This is a genomic window from Deinococcus radiophilus, from assembly GCF_020889625.1.
Taxonomy (GTDB): Bacteria; Deinococcota; Deinococci; order Deinococcales; family Deinococcaceae; genus Deinococcus; species Deinococcus radiophilus.
Window position 1 is genome coordinate 243,986 of the sequence record NZ_CP086380.1, and the last position, 17,601, is coordinate 261,586.

17 protein-coding genes and 3 tRNA genes are annotated in these 17,601 nt (G+C 62.1%); 5 read left to right on the top strand and 15 right to left on the bottom strand.

Features of this window, described 5'->3' with window-relative positions; all coding sequences use genetic code 11:
* Positions 1-64 precede the first annotated feature (64 nt).
* Both LMT64_RS01365 and LMT64_RS01370 read left to right on the top strand, forming a co-directional pair.
* Positions 65-688, top strand: a complete 624-nt coding sequence (locus LMT64_RS01365) for an MFS transporter (RefSeq protein WP_229253268.1) — start codon at positions 65-67, stop codon at positions 686-688.
* Between the two features lie 67 nt (positions 689-755).
* On the top strand, positions 756-1,316 hold the full coding sequence (locus tag LMT64_RS01370; RefSeq protein WP_170165990.1) for an MFS transporter: 561 nt from the start codon (positions 756-758) through the stop codon (positions 1,314-1,316).
* Here LMT64_RS01370 and ftsY read toward each other — a convergent pair.
* Entirely contained in the window at positions 1,283-2,248 is a 966-nt protein-coding gene (gene ftsY / locus LMT64_RS01375) for a signal recognition particle-docking protein FtsY (protein WP_229253269.1), read from the bottom strand. The two genes, LMT64_RS01370 and ftsY, sit on opposite strands and share 34 nt — an antisense overlap.
* 75 nt (positions 2,249-2,323) lie before the next feature.
* The gene (locus LMT64_RS01380; protein WP_126352239.1) at positions 2,324-2,638 is read right to left on the bottom strand and encodes a glutaredoxin family protein; all 315 of its coding nucleotides are present in this window, start codon (positions 2,636-2,638) and stop codon (positions 2,324-2,326) included.
* Between the two features lie 156 nt (positions 2,639-2,794).
* Here LMT64_RS01380 and LMT64_RS01385 point away from each other — a divergent pair, with 156 nt between their 5' ends.
* The gene (locus LMT64_RS01385; protein WP_229253270.1) at positions 2,795-4,030 is read left to right on the top strand and encodes an N-acetylmuramoyl-L-alanine amidase family protein; all 1,236 of its coding nucleotides are present in this window, start codon (positions 2,795-2,797) and stop codon (positions 4,028-4,030) included.
* Between the two features lies 1 nt (position 4,031).
* Here the strand turns inward: LMT64_RS01385 and LMT64_RS01390 are convergent, their stop codons facing one another.
* Positions 4,032-5,291, bottom strand: a complete 1,260-nt coding sequence (locus tag LMT64_RS01390) for an MFS transporter (RefSeq protein WP_126352237.1) — start codon at positions 5,289-5,291, stop codon at positions 4,032-4,034.
* A gap of 116 nt (positions 5,292-5,407) precedes the next feature.
* Here LMT64_RS01390 and LMT64_RS01395 point away from each other — a divergent pair, with 116 nt between their 5' ends.
* On the top strand, positions 5,408-6,412 hold the full coding sequence (locus LMT64_RS01395; RefSeq protein ID WP_170165989.1) for a peptidylprolyl isomerase: 1,005 nt from the start codon (positions 5,408-5,410) through the stop codon (positions 6,410-6,412).
* A 6-nt stretch (positions 6,413-6,418) separates the two neighbouring features.
* Here LMT64_RS01395 and LMT64_RS01400 read toward each other — a convergent pair whose 3' ends face one another.
* The 7 genes from LMT64_RS01400 to rpsP form a co-directional block, all read right to left on the bottom strand.
* Positions 6,419-7,222, bottom strand: coding sequence for a DNA/RNA non-specific endonuclease (locus LMT64_RS01400; protein WP_126352235.1), 804 nt, complete (start codon positions 7,220-7,222; stop codon positions 6,419-6,421).
* A 94-nt stretch (positions 7,223-7,316) separates the two neighbouring features.
* The gene (locus tag LMT64_RS01405) at positions 7,317-8,471 is read right to left on the bottom strand and encodes an acyl-CoA dehydrogenase (protein WP_126352234.1); all 1,155 of its coding nucleotides are present in this window, start codon (positions 8,469-8,471) and stop codon (positions 7,317-7,319) included.
* Between the two features lie 76 nt (positions 8,472-8,547).
* A complete protein-coding gene (locus LMT64_RS01410; RefSeq protein ID WP_126352233.1) occupies positions 8,548-8,802 on the bottom strand; it encodes a hypothetical protein in 255 nt (84 codons plus the stop codon).
* The gene (locus tag LMT64_RS01415) at positions 8,799-10,565 is read right to left on the bottom strand and encodes a VanW family protein (protein WP_126352232.1); all 1,767 of its coding nucleotides are present in this window, start codon (positions 10,563-10,565) and stop codon (positions 8,799-8,801) included. Before LMT64_RS01415 ends, LMT64_RS01410 begins: the two co-directional genes overlap by 4 nt.
* A gap of 188 nt (positions 10,566-10,753) precedes the next feature.
* Entirely contained in the window at positions 10,754-11,734 is a 981-nt protein-coding gene (locus tag LMT64_RS01420) for a phosphohydrolase (protein ID WP_229253271.1), read from the bottom strand.
* Positions 11,735-11,851: 117 nt separating this feature from the next.
* Positions 11,852-12,649 carry an enoyl-CoA hydratase-related protein gene (locus LMT64_RS01425; RefSeq protein ID WP_126352230.1) on the bottom strand — a complete coding sequence of 266 codons (798 nt, stop codon included), beginning with the start codon at positions 12,647-12,649 and terminating at the stop codon, positions 11,852-11,854.
* A gap of 143 nt (positions 12,650-12,792) precedes the next feature.
* Positions 12,793-13,041, bottom strand: coding sequence for a 30S ribosomal protein S16 (gene rpsP / locus LMT64_RS01430; protein WP_126352229.1), 249 nt, complete (start codon positions 13,039-13,041; stop codon positions 12,793-12,795).
* 243 nt (positions 13,042-13,284) lie between these two features.
* Between rpsP and LMT64_RS01435 the strand changes: the two genes are divergently transcribed.
* Complete coding sequence (locus LMT64_RS01435; protein ID WP_126352228.1) at positions 13,285-15,120, top strand: 30S ribosomal protein S1; 1,836 nt, start codon at positions 13,285-13,287, stop codon at positions 15,118-15,120.
* Between the two features lie 158 nt (positions 15,121-15,278).
* On the opposite strand, the gene rpmE is transcribed toward LMT64_RS01435, so the two are convergent.
* The 5 genes from rpmE to LMT64_RS01460 form a co-directional block, all read right to left on the bottom strand.
* Entirely contained in the window at positions 15,279-15,494 is a 216-nt protein-coding gene (gene rpmE, locus LMT64_RS01440) for a 50S ribosomal protein L31 (protein WP_126352227.1), read from the bottom strand.
* A 264-nt stretch (positions 15,495-15,758) separates the two neighbouring features.
* Entirely contained in the window at positions 15,759-16,976 is a 1,218-nt protein-coding gene (gene tuf / locus LMT64_RS01445; protein WP_126353711.1) for an elongation factor Tu, read from the bottom strand.
* 142 nt (positions 16,977-17,118) lie between these two features.
* Positions 17,119-17,193: transfer RNA gene (locus LMT64_RS01450), tRNA-Thr, on the bottom strand.
* A gap of 20 nt (positions 17,194-17,213) precedes the next feature.
* Positions 17,214-17,299: transfer RNA gene (locus LMT64_RS01455), tRNA-Tyr, on the bottom strand.
* A gap of 39 nt (positions 17,300-17,338) precedes the next feature.
* Positions 17,339-17,414 (bottom strand) — tRNA-Thr (locus LMT64_RS01460).
* Between the last annotated feature and the right edge of the window lie 187 nt (positions 17,415-17,601).

Genomic DNA, 17,601 nt, shown 5'->3' on the forward strand with positions numbered 1-17,601 from the left:
GGTAGCGCCCCTCAGCTTCCGCCCCGGCCTGTTGCCGGAAGCTCAACCCCGCTTTGCTGAGGGCATGTCCGCCCAATTTCCGCCGATATGGCACCACCGTTCCCTGATCGTCTGGCTGCTCAGCGTGGCCCAGAGCCGCTTTGGTTCAGCGCTGTCGGGGGTGGCGCTGAGTTTTCTGGTGCTGGACCAGACCGGGTCGGTGGGCAGCCTCTCGCTGACGCTGGCCCTGGCCTTTTTGCCGACCGTGCTGATGCCGCTGGCGGGCGTATGGCTGGACCGCCTGAACCTGCGGTGGGTGCTGATGCTGACCGACCTGGCCAACGCCGCGCTGCAACTCAGTCTGGGCGGCGCGGCGCTGTTGCTGGGCCATTTGCCGCCCGCGCTGATCTACGCCGCAGCGCTGTTGGGTGGGCTGGTGGGGGCCTGGTCACAGCCTGCGGCCCGCAGTGCGCTGCCCCGGCTGGTCCCACCTGAGGAGTTGACCCGCGCAGGTGGGCTGCTGAGCAGTGCGGTGCAGGTGGCCTTGCTGCTGGGCTTTTTGACGGGCGGCCTATTGGTAGCGCGGCTCGGCGCACCGCTCGCCCTACTGCTGGACGGCCTGACCTACCTGTTTTCGGCTCTGGCCGTGGCCGTATGGGTCAAGTTACCGGAGGTAGCGCCGGCGCAGCGCGAGGGGGCGGGCTACTGAACTGCGTTCCGGTTGGCGCTGGTTCGGGTCACACCCGCTGCTGCGTCCCTTACCGCTAGCGTTTTTGGTGCTGAATGCGGCGTATGCGCCGCTACAAGCCCTGGTCCCGGCGGCCATGCAAGACCTGGGTTACGGCGCTGCCGGATACAGTCATGTGTTGCTGGTGGAAATGCTGGGCACACTGGCAGCGGGCCTGCTGTTGGGGTGGCAGGGCGACCGCTTGCCACTGCGCGCCGTGGTGCTGGGCGGCTACAGTTTGGCGGCTCTGGGCCTCCTTTATCTGGCGCTGAGTGGCACATATCCGGCGCATCTCATCGCCGCGTTGAGTGTGGGCGCTGGCCTGGGCATCAGTGGCCCGCCGCTGATGGCGCTGGTGGGCCGCCAGGTGCCGCCCGAATTGCGGGGACGTGCATTCGGCCTGCTGGGAGCAGTCAGTATGTTGGGCATGCCGCTAGCCCTGCTGGCCGTGGCTCCCCTGGCTGAGCGGTGGTCTCAGGGCACGTTTTACGCGGTGGCTGCCGGGACGCTGGTGGGGTCGGCAGCGCTGCTGTGGCGGGCATTGGCCGCTGCATCGCTGCCTGACCCCAGCGTGGGTCACTCCGCCAGCAGCGCCTCTACGAACTCGTGAGCATTGAAGGGCTGCAGGTCATGGGCCTGCTCGCCCACCCCGATAAATTTGATCGGCACGCCCAGCTCCCGCACGATCGGAATCAGGATGCCGCCCTTGGCGGTGCCGTCCAGCTTGGTGACGACGACACCGGTCAGTGGGATCGCCTCGTTGAATTTCTTGGCCTGTTGCAGTCCGTTCTGGCCGGTCACGGCGTCCAGCACCATCCAGACCTCGGCGGGTTCGCCCGCGTCGGCCTTGCCGATGACGCGGTGGACCTTGTTCAGCTCCTGCATCAGGTTGGTCTGATTGTGCAGCCGTCCGGCGGTGTCCACCAGCAGCAGGTCGGTACCGCGTGCCCGGCGCGAGCTGGCCCCGTCAAGGGCCACGGCGGCGGGGTCGCCGCCCTCACGGCCCTGGATGACTGGAACGCCCAGGCGGTCGCCCCAAACTTCCAGCTGCGCCCCGGCAGCGGCGCGGAACGTATCGCCAGCAGCGAACATCACGCTCTGGCCATGTTCCATGTAGTGCTGGCCCAGCTTGGCGATGGTGGTGGTTTTGCCCACTCCGTTCACACCAATGATCATCACTACATGTCCGGCGGGCTGCACTGGCGAAGGCTGAACCGTGGGCTGAAACCAGGGAGTCAGGCCGCTGGTGTCTTCGGCCTCAGTTGCCTTTTTCGGCTCCAGTTGCTCAATCAGCGCGTCGGAGAGGGCCGCCATCAGATCCGCACGGCGGCTGGACTGCACGCTGCTCAGAATGTCGGCGGTGGCGGGACCACCCACGTCAGCGGCCAGCAGGGCGGCTTCCAGATCATCCAGCAGGTCGGCATTACGCCCGTAGCCGCGCAAGTCACGCCCCAGCAGGCCGGCATTCGTACTGAGCTGTATGCGGGTCTTTTGCAGGCCGCCGCGCAGCCGGGTCATCCAGTTGGTACCTTCTCCGGTCATGGTTCCCACCATAGCGCGTGCCCTGGGCCGTTTTCGGGGACATTTCCCTGCTTCTGGGTCAGCTCTGCTTCTGGTTCAGTTCAGCAGCCGGGGTGCACGTGGCTGCATGTCCCGGTGCAGCCGAATCAGCCGCAGTTTGAGGGCCGGCATACTAGAGCGCTCCAGCGGGCCTCGGTGCAGCGTGCGTTCGCCTTGCGGCGTGTCCAGTGTCAACACCGGGACATGGTGACCGTAACGGGCAATCAGCTTGTCGTCTCCGGCGATATCTACCTGCCGGAGGTCAAAGCCCCAAGCCAGCAGCCGGGCTTCGGCCTGCTGGCATAATTTGCAACTTTCGCGGGTATACAGCGTGATCTGGGGAAGAGATGAGGGTGCAGCGGTCTGACTCACGCCCTGCGGTGTAGCACGCGGGAGTGCCCCAGGGCCAGGGACATGATGTCTATCGTCTGAGAGCAAAGGCAGTCGGCTAGCTTCAAAGCCTCATCCTGTGCCTTGTTTGTGCCAGCCCAGCCTCTACACTGCCGCTTGATGGGTGGTCAGACCTTAGTGAAACGGAGCGCACGGGCCGCGTGGCTGTGGTGCGGCCTGGCCCTGAGCTCTGCGGCACTGGCAGCCGCGCCCACGCCTTTCCCAGCGGCCCCGCAAGCAGTGGCCGTGGTTTCACCTGTTTCCCTGACCGTAGAGCTCCGACCTGTGGCGGGCCATACCCGTGTGTTCGTCACCCTGCCCGCCGGAACTCCGGCCTTTGTGCCAGGGCTGAGCCGGGCGACGGGTCAAGCGGTGATCAGTTTGCCGTTTGACCTGCTTCCGGTGGAGGGCAACTTGGTGCCGGGTGGAGGCAGCAATGCCCTGAGTTACGGGGCAGTGGGCAGGCAGCTGACGCTCGGGCTGGGTGCTGGCTATGGCCGGGTGGAGGCCCAGTTCTGGCCTGCGGTAGGGGACTGGCCGCCCGGCGTGGTGGTGGACCTGTGGCCCGCCGAGAAACCTGCTGCAGCGGTCCGCCCAGCTCCGGTGGTCGTCCCGGTGCCTACGGCCACGCCAGTGGTCGCAGCTCCAGCTTCGGCCCCGCCTGCTCCAGTCCGTCCGGCTGGCCCGGTGCGGGCCACGGTGGTGCTGGACCCTGGTCACGGTGGCAACGACCCCGGTATGACCAGTCCCTGGGTCCGCGAGGCCGACATCAATCTGGATGTGGCGCTGCGCACCGCGCGGCTGCTGCAATCACATGGGGTGGCGGTGCGCCTGACCCGCCAGGCCGACGCCCACCTGCACCCTGACAAGGCTGCGGATTTGAACCTGCGTGCCCGGATGGCCACCACCGGGCAGGTCAGCGCCTTTGTCAGTATTCATGTCAATGCGGCAACTGACCCCGCTGCCCACGGCATCGAAACCTATTACTTCGGTCAGCCGCTGCCGGGGCAGGGCCGCAGTCTGGCGGTCCGCGAGAACGGGGGCGGTTCGCTGGGAGAATCACTCACCAGGCAAGCTGCGGGCGCAGCGCAGGGTGTGCTGGGCGACCTGCTCTCGCAGGCCAAGCTCAGCTTCTCACGGCGGCTGGCTGGGCTGGTACAAGCCGAGTTGGTCGCGGCCACTGGGGCGCGTGACCGGGGGGTCAAGACCGACGCTTTTTACGTCATCCGTACCCCGACCACCCCGGCCATCCTGACCGAATTGGGCTTTGGGTCCAGCCCTGCGGAGGGCGCACGGCTGGCTGACGCCGCGTACCGTCAGCGTCAGGCTGAGGCCCTGAGTCGGGCCTTGCTGCGCTTTCTGAACGCGGGTTGAATCAGGCGGTCCGCACCCGCTCCGGCACACGGCGTACCAGCAAGATGCCTGCCACGAAAAACAGTGCCGCCAGACTGAACACTGCCGTATAACCTGCTGTGCTGCCATCTGTGTTCAGCGTGTCCAGCAGTGTGCCCATCGGCAGACTGACAAACTGCGGAGCCACGAAAGCCACATGCCAGATGCCCATGTCGCGGGCGTAGGACTGCTCAGACGGCATCGCGTCGGCCCCCAGCGCCCAGTCCACGCTGGTAAAGGCCCCAAAGCCCAACCCGAACAGCAGCGCCAGCCCCAGCGCCAGCAGATAGTCTCCAGTGACGATCAGCAGGACGGCCGCCACCGCCATCATGGCTCCGGCCAGATAGATGACCGGCTTGCGCCCGGTGCGGTCGCTCAGCTTGCCTCCCACAAAGGCACTTACGATGCTCGCCACGATAATGGCGGCTAGCATGATGGAGGTACTTTGTTCGGCATCGCTCTGACGTAGGACATCGCGGTTGTAGTAGTTCAGGAACGGCTGCACCGAGTACTGCCCCAACGCGAACAGCACCCGCGTCCAGAACACCCAGAAGAACGGCCCATAGGCAAACAGCTCGCGCAGTGACATGGTGCGCTGTCCAGGCGTGGGCAGTGCCGCCTGATCCACCCCGGCAGCTCCGCGCAGGGTGACCAGGGCCGGCAAAGTCAGCACCAATGCGATCAGCCCATAGTTGGCGGCAGGGGGCAACCCGGCAGCTGCGACTGCGAAGGCGGCTGCTGCGGCCAGCAGTTGCCCAGTGGCCTGCAGCGTGGCCATGACCCCGGAGTAGCGTCCACGCTGCTCTACGGGAACCAGTTGCGGGATCAGCGCCGAGTAAGGCGCGGTGGCGTAGTTGTTGCCGAACTGTACCAGCAAAAAGCCCAGCACCAAGACCCAGAAGCCGATCATGCCCTGCAGCCAGGCCACCGCGCCGCCCATGACCGCCAGGCCCAGCAGGTTGACGGCCAGGCCCCAGCGCAGGTAGGGGAGCCGCTGGCCGGTGCGGTCACTCTGCGCTCCCACGATGGGAGGGAGAACCAGTGCCACCAGGGCCCCTACCGCCGTCAGCAGGCCCAGATAGGTGCCCTTGGCTCCGCCCTCACCCACAAACTGCACTACACCTGCTGGCATGGCGATCAGCAGCAGCACCAGCCAGTGAAAGGCGTTGCCGAACCAGAAAGCCGAGAGGGTCACCGGATGCGGCAGGGGCGCACGTGGGGCAGGTGAAGTGTGCTGGGACATCGAATTCGAGTATAGGGGGGAGCGGGCCGAGTCCGCCCTGTGAAAAGCGTTTGCCGTTGTCGTTCTGTGGCCCTCTACGCGACTTTCGCCATGCGGGCTGCACTAAACTGATGCCCATGACCGCACGCCCACGCACATCATGGCCGACCATGCTCGTTGGCGGTGCCCTGGCCTTGCTGGGGGCACAGCTCACCCCGGCACAGGCCCAGACTGCGGCTGTCCCGGCGCAGCAGACCGTACACTTGCCCCCAGCCCCCGGAACTGTGGTGGCCGTGATCGGACAGGGAGAGGCGGCACTGCGCGTCACCCGTGCAGATTTTGACCGGGCCTTCCGGCTGGCTGTGGCCGAACTGCTCAACCGCCAGGGCCTGCCGCTGCGTCAGGAACTGCTGGCCTCCTTTGCGCCGTCACGGGGGCAGTTTTTCGAGCAATTTGTCCGCGAAAAGCAGATCGAGTATCTGGCCCGTCAGGCCCTGCCCGATTTCACCTGGACTGGGCGGCCACGCATCGGGCCGCAGTCGTTTACGACCTCCGAAGCTTATCTGGAGTACCTGCGCGGCGCCGGCTACCGCGACGAAGCGGATTACCATGCCGAAGCGGAGCGCGGTGCCCTGATCGCGGCTTACCGCCAGAGCCTTCAGGAGCGCTTTGCCTTTAGCGACGCCCAGATCGAAAGTTATTACCGCCTGAACCGCAAGCAGTTCATTCAGCGTGACGAGGCCTGCGTGCGGCACATTTTGGTCCCTGGGCAGCCGCAGGCGCGTGACCTCCGCCAACTGCTGATCGGTGGTGGGGATTTCGCGCTGTTGGCGCGGACACAGAGCCGTGACCCCGGCAGCGCCGCGCAGGGCGGCGACCTGGGCTGCGTGACACCGGGACAGACCGTTCCTGCTTTTGATGAGGTCGTGTTCAGCGCAGCTCTAGGGCTGCCCCAGCTGGTCCGTACCGATCACGGCTGGCATGTCGTGGAGGTCACCGAGCGCCGGAGCGCTGGCCTGCTTCCACTGGACCAGGCGGCTGGACAGGTGCGGCAGACCTTGGCGCGGGAGGCTGCGGCCCGTTACCTTCAGACCTTGATTGATCGGGTGCCGGTCCAGTCTTACCCTGAGCGCGTGTCCTGACCCGGCTCAGCTGCCGAACGATCCCCTGCAGAAGCGGCCCTGTTCCTGCAGGTTGACGCCCCCTTCGGGAAAGAAGTTCAGCCCAGTGAGGGATTGCACCATGTCAGGTGTCACCTCATAGCGGCGGAAGTTGGTGTCGTTTGGCTGATCGGCGTTAGGAATCACGAAGGCACGTGCGTGCTTGTCCGACACCACCATCTTGAAGAGGGCTTGCGGTACGGCCACGCCATCTCCGATGGTTTCGGGAAGCTCACCGATGACCGGGCCACTCAGGACGAAGATGCCGCCCTGGTCTGCGGCGCAGTCGCGGGTCGCGCTTTCCAGGGCCGCCCAGACACCAGCGTTCATGCCGTGATTCTGCGGGACCATGTTGGTCAGGTAAAACGATTCGTTCATCGCCACTTCGCTGGATTTGAAATCAGCGGCAGGGGCCAGGTGGCCCCGGTCGTATCCACTGCGGCGGTAGTCGTTCAGCTCAGCGCTCTCGCCCGCCGGCAGGTCAGGATCGGCCATGAAATTGTCTTGCCGTTCCACATCGCCCCGGAATTCGGCGGGCGTCAGGAATTCTCCGACGACCAGCGGCACCTTGTGCCCAGGGTCATACACCGAAGCGTATTCCTGGCGGCACAGCAGCCGCGTCCCAGGTGTCTCAGGAATGGGGATTCCGGCCCGCCACTCGTCCTGGCACTGGATGGGGTCGCCGTACGCTCCCGGCACCGCCTCGCCGGGCAGACCGAGTTCATCGCAGCCATACAGGGCCGCAGCGCCGGCCAGCAGGAGACTGACCAGCGAAAGCATGGCTTTATTCACAGCAAAGCCGCCTTTGAGCAGGCCGTGAGAGAGGGAAAAAACAGCATTCCCTCAGTGTAGCGGCTACGCAGGACTGAACCTGAAGTGCCCAGCTTCAGGTCAACTCGCGCAGCACGGCCCGGCTGATGACCAGCTGCTGAATTTCGGACGTACCCTCGTAGATCTCGGTGATTTTGGCGTCGCGGTACAGTTTTTCGACGGGGTATTCGGCGCTGTAGCCGTTGCCACCAAAAATCTGCACGGCGTCGCGCGTCACTTCTACGGCGGCTTCACTGCCCAGCAGTTTGGCCATACTGGCTTCCTTGGAATAGTTCTGCCCCTGATCCTTGAGCCAGGCGGCCTTCAGGCCCACCAGCCGGGCCGCTTCCAGTTGTGTGGCCATGCGCGCCAGCTTGAAGGCCACCGCCTGATGCTGGGCAATCGGCTTACCGAACTGTTCGCGCTCGGCGGCGTATTGCGCGGCGTGTTCCAGGGCGGCCTGGGCAATACCTACCCCCAGCATCCCGATCCCGATGCGTCCCGAATCCAGGCTGGCCAGTGCAATATGCAGCCCCTGGCCCTCGGCCCCAACCAGGGCGTCCTCACCCACCGATACATTGTCAAAAGTCACGGTGGTGGTGTGCGCGGCGTGTTGGCCCATCTTGGCTTCCGGCTGCCCGAAGCTGAGACCAGGAGTGTCTTTTTCGACGATAAAGCAACTGACACCGCTCGCGCCTTCGCCGCCCGTGCGGGCCATGACCAGGTATACGTCAGCATGTCCACCTGAAGTAATCCAGGCCTTCGAGCCATTCAGGACCCAGCCGTCCCCGCTGCGCTCGGCACGCGCCTTGAGGTTGGCGGCGTCGCTGCCGGCGTGGGCTTCGGTCAGGCAAAAGGCCCCCAGCCACTCACCACTGGCCAGCCGCTGCAGGTAGTTCCCTCGCTGCTCGTCGGTGCCGTAGTTCAGGATCATTTGCTCCGGCAGGCCATTTTGCACACTGACAATCACGGCCACGCTGGGGTCGGCGGCGGCCACTTCGGACAAACACAGGGCGTAGGTCACGCTATCCAGGCCCGCGCCCCCCCACTGCTCGGGGACCGTGGCGCCCATCAGGCCCAACTCGGCCAGCCCGCGCAGCTGCTCGGCAGGCCAGCGGTGCTCACGGTCGTACTCGTGGGCCAATGGAGCAATCTTGCTGCGGCAAAAGTCGCGTACGTGTTGCAGAATCAGGCGGCCCTCATCATCCAGGGCAAAGTTCATCTGTGGCATCTGCCCAAGGTAGCACCCGTTCACAGGTCACCGCAGGTCGCTGAACCGCAAAGGAATCCAGTGAGGCGTGCGGCGCTCAGCTCGCTGCAAGCTTTTCGGTCAGTGCGACCTCCACGCCTTTGCCGCGCCAGCCGGGGGCCACCGCCAGTGCGTCGGCCTGTCCCTCGCAGCGCAGGGCAGCACCGATCACATGCCCTCCGGCAATCGCCAGGGCTACTTTCTGGGCGTCCGTGATTGGGTGCCCAGGCAGCAGCTTCTGGGCTGACTGGGCCAGCGCTGCAGACAGGGGCAGGGGAGGGCAGGTGACACGCACGCGGGCGGGCAGGCTCATTCGCTCCGGTCCTGTGGTATTCCGGCCACACCGCGTTCGATGATCGGCTGCCAGGCTTCGTAGTTGGTTTCCAGGCGCTCGGTTTGAGTTCCGCTGGCGTCCGTGATGGTCCGGGTGATGTACATAAATAGGCCGGGGCGTCCAGCCTCCACCTGTTCCGATACGCCTGGTGCCAGGCGGCCGGTGGCTACGATTTTGGGTGCTGGAATTGGTGCGCTGCCGGTGATGACCGCTTCCGAAACGTTGACGGTCCGGGCGGGTTTCTTGCCCCATAGCTCCACTTTGAGGGTGCTGCCTGCATTGTCGTTGATGGCCCGCACCACCAGCGGTGCGCCGGTGTCGTTGGTCATCTTCAGGTCCAGGCCGGGATCGTATACGGCGGCCTCGAAACCGGTTTGTGGTTCGTAGTAAGGCACGCGGTAAGAGTGCTGGTGCCGCTCCACGATAGGCAGGCCAGCGTTGTAGAGGCTACGGAAAGCGGTGGTGCTGACCTGGCAGACCCCGCCACCCAGACCATCCACCGTCTGTCCCCCGGCAATAATCAGCCCGCTGACAAAGCCCCCTTCTTCACTGATGCCGCCTACCGCGTCCAGAAAGCTAAAATCCTCACCGGGTGGGACCACGTAACCGTCAATTTTATCGGCGGCAATCTGGATGTTCTCGCGCCGGGCCTCGCTGCTCCCGTCATACACGCTTTCCCCGGTGGCCACCAGTTCCAGTGTGGCAGGGTCGGGGAGCTCGGCGACGGTATAGGTCGGCTCGGTGGCGCGACTGGGCCATACAGAGGTGGTTTTTTCCGGGTTCAAGACGTCCTGCTGAAAGGCTTCCCAGGCGGCCTCCTGCTGCACCTCGTAGCCGCTGCGGCCCTCCTGAGGAAGCCATTTGCCGCCCTCAGTGGACACAAAGCGCGCCGGATGTGCCGGACGGTCCACCTTGGCGAGCAGGGCGTCAAAAGTGGACTGCATGGTTTCTGGATCTGGTTTGATGCCTTCGGGGGTGACCCAGTACAGGTTGGCCACCTGCTGTTTGGTCAGGGCTACGGCTGTTTCAGAGCCTTGCAATTGCACGGTCATGGGACGGATCAGGGCATTGCCCAGCTTGGCTTGCTCTTGCAGGCGGCCAGGTGAGGCTTTGGATTCTACCGAGCGAAATTCGATATTGAGCTCGGTGAGGTCTGGCTGGGCCGCCAGTTGAGCGGCAGCGGCAGCCACGTCGGCCCGCTTCCCGGCGCGTCCCCCCTCTACTTTGTAGGTATAAGCCTCCGCGTCAAATGAAATTTTGCCGTCTTGCGGGGCAAACTCCAGGGGGCGAACCAGCTCGGCCAGGCGCGCTGCAGCCACGGTTTTGTTGACCTTTACCGGGGCACTCAGTTTGAGTTCGGGAGCATCTCCGAGCAGCCCAGTGATGCGCTGGGTCCACTCTTGACCTGCGGCGTAGCCCTGGGCTTGGTCAAGCGTACCCTGCAAGTCACGTTCCCAGCCCAGTTCTTCTGCGCTCAAGGTCCAGACTTTGTCGCCCGCCCGCACGGTCACTGGTGACGGTGCAGGCAGCTCACGGTCCAATCGACTCTGGGCCTCGCCCGGCTCCAAACCTCCTACCGCTACCCCTTCAATCTGGGTGCCAGCAGGCAGCCCGGTCGCAGGAGCCGACAGGCTCAGGGCCAGCGCACCTCCCAGCAAGACACTCAAAGCCGTGACACCCCAAAGCCAGGGCGTCCACTTGTTGCGGGTCGGACGTTTGGAAGGGGAAATCTGAGCAGCCATCACCTCAGTTTACCCGTGCCCAGAGTCTGATGTGGCCACTCAGGCCTTAAGGATCGGCCAGGGGCAACCGGGGTGTATCTCCCTCAACAGCCCCTGGCCACATTCCATTATTTTGCCTCGGTCAGGCAGACTTCTCTGACCAATCATTCTCTTTTTCTTCCGGCTTCTAGCACCGGTGGCCTACTGACTCAGGGTTCCGGCACTGGGGCTTCTTCTGCCTGGGCCTGGGCAGCGTCGGCAGCGGCAGTATCTACATCCACAGCCACTTCCTCACCGCTTTCCAGGTCCACGACAAACTGACTGCCCTCCAGCCGGACACGGGTCAGGATCTGCTCGTCACCTGCTGGCCGAGTGGAGGCATGCAGCTCTATGTAATCGCGCATAGGCGTGTTGATCACCTTGGAGGCCAACACCTCCTCCACCTGGAAAATGCCGCCTGAGTTGTTCATCGTGACGCTGATCCGCACGGGTTTGCTGGTTCCCGCTTCAATCACCACCTGATCCACAGCCAGCGCGCTGATGGAATGAATGTCTACACTGCCCATCCGGAACGCTTTCCGGCCCCGCCCCTTGGTAATGTCGGTCCCGTCGGCCACAGCGGTAATCCCCGCTTCAATGGTCAGTGGGGGAGGATTCAGGTCGTGGCAGTTGATCGCACCCAGGATGAATGACCGCACCTTGATGCGCTTGAAGGCATCGGCATAGAGGGGCGTCATAATCCGGTCCAGAATCGGAATGGCCAGATTGACCCCGTGGGCCTCGTGTCCGGCACGGTGGACCTGATTGCCAATGTCGTGCAACATGGTTCCCAGGATGATGACCAGCATCACGTCATCCCCGTCGCCGATGCCACTTTCGATCAGATCCGGCTTGACTCCAGCTTCCAGCAGCAGATGCGTGATGGTAATGCTGGCCGCGCCCGTGATAAAGGCGTGGACCCGTCCATGATCGTTATAGCCCAACTTGCGCATGGTGATGTAGTTGGCCATATCCCAGTGCGCCAGGGCTTCGGGATCGTTTTGCAGGGCCTCGAACGCGGCCAGCGCCCTAGGAAACTCGGCGAGGTCTGATCGCAACGACCGCTGAGCCGCCTCAATCAGCTTGGCTTTGGGCGTCTCGAAGCGGAGCTGTGACTCTGTTTCCTCGGCAGGGGGAAGGGGTGCTCCCATCTCCTGCGGATCACCCCCAGCCACCTCCAAGCGGAAACTCCCCTGAGCATGCCCCGGGTGCCTCTTCGGGCGTCTTTCAGGTTGTTCTGTACTGGCTGCGCCTCGACGGTCTTTCACTTATTCCCCCCGGAAGTCGGGCCTACGCTTGTCCAAAAAGGCGCGGGTGCCTTCTGCGAAGTCGGCGGTGGCGACGGCCATGCCGAACAAGTCGGCCTCAATTTCCATGCCCTCTTCTACACTGAGGTGCGCGCCCCGGCGCACCGCTTCTTTGATCAGCGCCAGCGAGATCGGCGCGTTCTTGACCATCTGCTCCGCCACTTCCCGGGCCTTGTTCAGCGGATCGTCGGACACGTAATTCACCAGACCCATCTGTAGGGCTTCTTCAGCGCCGACCTGGCGGCCAGTCAGCAGCAGATCCAGGGCACGTCCCATTCCAATCAGGCGCGGCAGACGCTGGGTTCCACCAAATCCGGGAATCACGCCCAGGCTGGCTTCGGGCAGACCCAGCTTGGCGCGGGGGGAGGCCACGCGTATGTCACAGGCCAGTGCCAGTTCCAGGCCACCACCCAGCGCAAATCCTTGGATACAGGCGATGGTCGGCAGTGGCAGATTGCTCAGTGACTGCATGACTTCCTGGCCGCCCAAGGATAGCTCACGGCCCATGTAGACGCTGTTCATTTCGCTCAGCTCGGCAATATCAGCCCCAGCCACAAAGGCTTTGTCGCCACCCCCAGTCACGATCAAGGCAGAGATTTCGGCATTTTCTGCAATCAGATCCACGGCTTGCCCAATTTCAGTGATGGTGTCTGAATTCAGCGCATTCAGTGCCTTAGGACGGTTGACGGTCAGCACCGCCAGTGGACCATGCTGATCCAGTTGCAGGTTTGAGAATTCGAGTTCATCAAAGAGGGTCATGCCCTTATAGTGGCACGTCGATCCCTCAGAGCACAGCCTGATCACTTTCCGACACTCAGGTTTGCGCTGCACATCAAAAAACACCCCATCTCTGGACAGGCCAGGGAAGGGGCGATCTTACAGGCCGTGAGGCCTAAACCGAATTAGCGGACGCGGACGCCTTGGCTCTTGAGCAGGCGGCGGGCAGTTGCGGTGGGCTGAGCACCCTGTGCCAGCCAGTGCTGAGCACGCTCCACATCCACCTTCAGGAAGTTCTCGGACTTCTTGCGGGGGTCGTAGTGGCCTAGGTTTTCGATGTATCCACCATCGCGGGGGCGGCGGGCATCGGCAACAACGATGCGGTAGTGGGGGTTATGGGCCGAACCAAAACGGGACAGACGAATTTTAACCATGTGATTTCCTCAGAAAAATATTTGAATTTGAGGGTTGCGACCCACAGGAATTAGGGCCTCGGATCAGTGCTGCGCCTCTTCCAGCAGCCACGCAAAAAAGCGCACTGCAAAAGCCTATCAGAAGGCCGGGGAGCTTGGCAAGCGGCGGCCTTCCATTCGGGTTGCTCCGCCTGCCCGGTGGGTGATAGACTGAGGTGTTACCGCGCTCCCGAAGCGCAGGTGAATCAGGAGGATTAGGAGTTCATGGAAGACAAGACCCAGACCCCCGCCCAAGAAGGTGGGATGACTCAGCCCGATCAGGGCAACGAAACCGTTACTGCGACCCAAACCGAACAGGTGCAGACCGAGCCAGTGCAGGAGCAACAGCCTCAGGCCGCTCAGCCTGAGGAGCGCGACTACCCCGAAATGACCATGGAAGACGTTCTGGCCAGCGAAGCGCAGGAGCCTCAAAATGTCAACCGTGGTGACATTGTCGACGGCACCATCGTGTTTGTCGGTTCCGAGGGCGTGGCTGTGGACATCGGCGCCAAGGTAGAGGGCATCATTCCTCTGACCCAGCTGGGCGACGAACCTGTAACCGTCGAGGAAGCTCAGGCAGAGTACAAGCCTGGCGACAGCATCACGACCTATGTGGTCCGCGTGGACATGGCCACTGGCCAGATCGTGCTGTCCAAGAAGCGTGCTGACCAGAACAAAGGTTGGCGTGTCCTGGAGAAGATGCAGGAAGAGGGTCAGACCTTTGAAGTGGACGTGCTGGAGAAAGTTCGCGGTGGTCTGGTGGCCCAGGTCGAAGGCATCCGCGCTTTCCTGCCAGCCAGCCAGGTGGATACCCGCCGGGTCAATGACTTGGACCCTTATGTCGGTAAGCCGCTGCAAGTTCAGCTGATTGAACTGAACCGTAAGCGTAACCGCGTGATCATCAGCCACCGCTCCATCCTGGATGCTCAGAAAGAGCAGGCCAAGATGGAAACCATGACTCACCTGGAGTCTGGTGCCGAGTTTGAGGGCACTGTGGTGGAAATCACCGACTTCGGCGTGTTCGTGAACCTGGGCGGCATTGACGGTCTGGTTCACCGCAGTGAGCTGACCTATGGCCGTTTCAACCATCCCCGCGAAGTGGTAAGCGTGGGCGATAAGGTCCAGGTTCAGGTCATTGACGTAGATGAAGGCCGTGAACGCATCAACCTAAGCATGAAGTCGCTGACCCAGGACCCCTGGGAAGGTGCGATGGAGCGCTACAGCATTGGTCAACGCGTTAAGGGTAAAGTCACCAACCTGACCAACTTCGGTGCTTTCATTGAACTGGAAGCTGGCCTGGAAGGTCTGGTCCATGTCAGTGAAATGAGCTGGACCAAGCGTGTGCGTCACCCCAATGAAGTCCTGACCGAAGGTGAAGAAGCCGAAGCTGTCATCCTGCGAATGGATCCAGCGGAGCGCCGCATCAGTCTGGGCATTCGTCAAACTCAGGAAGATCCCTGGAGCGCCCTGCCTGACCGTTACCCCCCTGGCACCCCCGTCAAAGGCCAGGTCACTGGTCTGACCGACTTCGGCGTGTTCATGGAGATTGAAGAGGGCATTGAAGGACTGATTCACATCAGCGAGCTGGATATCCAGCGTGTGAATAACCCTGCTGACCTGTTCAAGAAGGGTGACGAAATCGAAGCTGTGATCCTGAACATTGATCCTGTGGAGCAGCGTGCCAGCCTGTCACGTCGCCGCGCCATGGGTGGCGGTCCTGCTCCCCGTGAAATGGGAGGCGGTAACCGCGACTTCGTCAGTCAGGGTGGTGGAAGCCGTTCCGAGCGCTACAGCAGCGGTGGTGGCCGCCGTGGTGGCCGTGGTGCTGACTACAACTATTCTGCCAAGGATGCCAGCCAGGGCGGTAAGATCAGCACCAAGCTGGGTGATGTCTACGCCGATCTGTTTGCACAGTTTGGGATGAGCTCCGACAGCGACAAGACTGAGAAGGCTGAGACTGCCAAAGCTGATCAGGCTGCCGATGCATCTGTGGCTATGAGCGCTGGTGAGGCCGTTGAGCTGACTGAAGGATACGACAGCGACAGCAACACCCGTGACTGATGATCAAATACCTTATACAAACAAGTCGCTTGGATTTCTCCAAGGGACTTGTTTGTATGGAGAACTAAGAGCGTCCTAGGTGATTTTGCAGAGTTGGCCAGCAAAGTATAGAAAAAGGGGTGGACTGGAAGGTCCACCCCTTTGAAGCTTTGTTGAACTTATTTACGCTGACGGTAGCTGTCGCCAAAGCGCTTGGAGAATTTCTCCACACGGCCTTCGGTGTCCACGAAGCGCTCTTCCCCAGTCCAGAAGGGGTGAGAACCACTCCATACATCCACGTGAATTTCAGGACGGGTGCTTAAGGTCTCCATCACCACTTGGCCCTGGTAGATGATCTTGCAAGGTACTGCTTTAGGGTGCAGGTCTTTTTTCATAAGTTCCTCCTTGGCCACGTCATGTGCGTAGCAATGAACCTTAAAATTATATCATACCCAGAGGCCAGGCACGACCATATCTAAAAGATAGGCGATAAGAAATAGGCATCAATTATTGGAGCTGTTTCCTCTGGGCGTCCGCTATCCCACGTTCACTCAACACCTGAGGCAGTGTAGGGTATAAAAGCAAAGCAACGGCTGGAGTCCACTCCAGCCGTTGCTTCCGGTATTGACCACCTCATGAAGCTGTGATCAATTTGCTTATTACTTGATGACCTTGGTGACGACGCCAGCGCCGACGGTACGGCCACCTTCGCGGATGGCGAAACGCAGGCCTTCTTCCATGGCGATCGGCTTGATCAGTTCCACAGTGAACTCGACGTTATCGCCGGGCATCACCATTTCTACGCCTTCTTTCAGTTCCACAACGCCGGTCACGTCCGTCGTACGGAAGTAGAACTGGGGACGGTACCCACCGAAAAATGCGCTGTGACGGCCACCTTCGTCCTTGCTCAACACGTACACGTTGGCTTCGAACTGGGTGTGGGGGGTGATGGAACCGGGCTTGGCCAGCACCTGGCCACGCTCCACGTCATCACGGCTCACACCACGCAGCAGCACGCCCACGTTGTCACCGGCCATACCGCTGTCCAGCAGCTTACGGTGCATTTCTACGCCGGTCACGGTGGTCTTCTTGGTGTCGGTCAGACCGACGATCTCCACTTCGTCGCCCACTTTGACGATGCCACGCTCAACACGGCCGGTCGCCACGGTGCCACGTCCGGTGATGGTGAACACGTCTTCGACGGGCATCAGGAAGGCTTTGTCGGTATCGCGCTCAGGGGTGGGAATGTAGGAGTCGATGGCGTCCAGTAGTTCCCAGATACGGTCGACCCACTCGTCCTGACCACGGGCGGTCTTGGGGTTGGCCTGCAGGGCTTCGAGGGCCTTGAGGGCGCTGCCTTTGACGATCGGCAGATCGTCGCCAGGGAACTCGTAGTTGCTCAGCAATTCGCGGACTTCCATCTCGACCAGCTCAAGCAGTTCTTCGTCGTCGACCATGTCGACTTTGTTCATGAACACGACGATGTAAGGCACACCGACCTGACGGGCGAGCAGGATGTGCTCGCGGGTCTGGGGCATGGGGCCGTCAGCGGAGCTGACGACCAAGATGGCGCCGTCCATCTGGGCTGCGCCGGTAATCATGTTCTTGACGTAGTCGGCGTGACCGGGGCAGTCCACGTGGGAGTAGTGACGGTCAGGGGTGTTGTACTCAACGTGGCTGGTGTTGATGGTGATACCACGGGCCTTTTCTTCGGGGGCCTTGTCGATCTGGTCGTAGGCCAGGGTTTCGATGGTGTCATCCATGGCCGCAGCGGTGAAAGTGATTGCTGCGGTCAGAGTGGTTTTACCGTGGTCCACGTGGCCGATGGTGCCCACGTTCACGTGGGGCTTGGTGCGCTCAAACGTACCTTTTGCCATAAGTTCCTCCTTGGTTCTTTACCCCGGGGGGTAAGCCTTACTAGGATACACAACCGCCGAGCTTTGATGCATCAGCTGAGGCAACCTATCAGGCAAGATGACCAAAAAAAGTGACTTGCTCTATGTAGGGCAAGTCACGGTCTGGAGCTCCTGGTCGGAATTGAACCGACGACCTCTCCCTTACCAAGGGAGTGCTCTACCTCTGAGCTACAGGAGCGAAATCCACTGAAGATGTGGTGGTGGGCAGGGGCGGATTCGAACCGCCGTACTCGAAAGAGAACAGATTTACAGTCTGTCGCCTTTAACCACTCGGCCACCTACCCAATCGCTAACACATTGTACCTGACTCCGCTTGAAGAATTTGGAGCCACCCATCGGAATTGAACCGACAACCTTCCGATTACAAGTCGGGTGCTCTACCAGTTGAGCTAGGGTGGCGTCCCTTGTTCAACCCCTACCTGCTTGAGAAACAGGCGGTATCCCAGGTCAGAAGCTCGCCTTTTTCCTCGCTCACTTCCGGATGAGGATAGTAACACCTGCACGGTGAGGTGTCAACACTCCGCCCTCTAATCGCCCATAGCATGCCCAGTCTGCTCACTGACCGTGCAGTCGGTTGCAGGCTGAG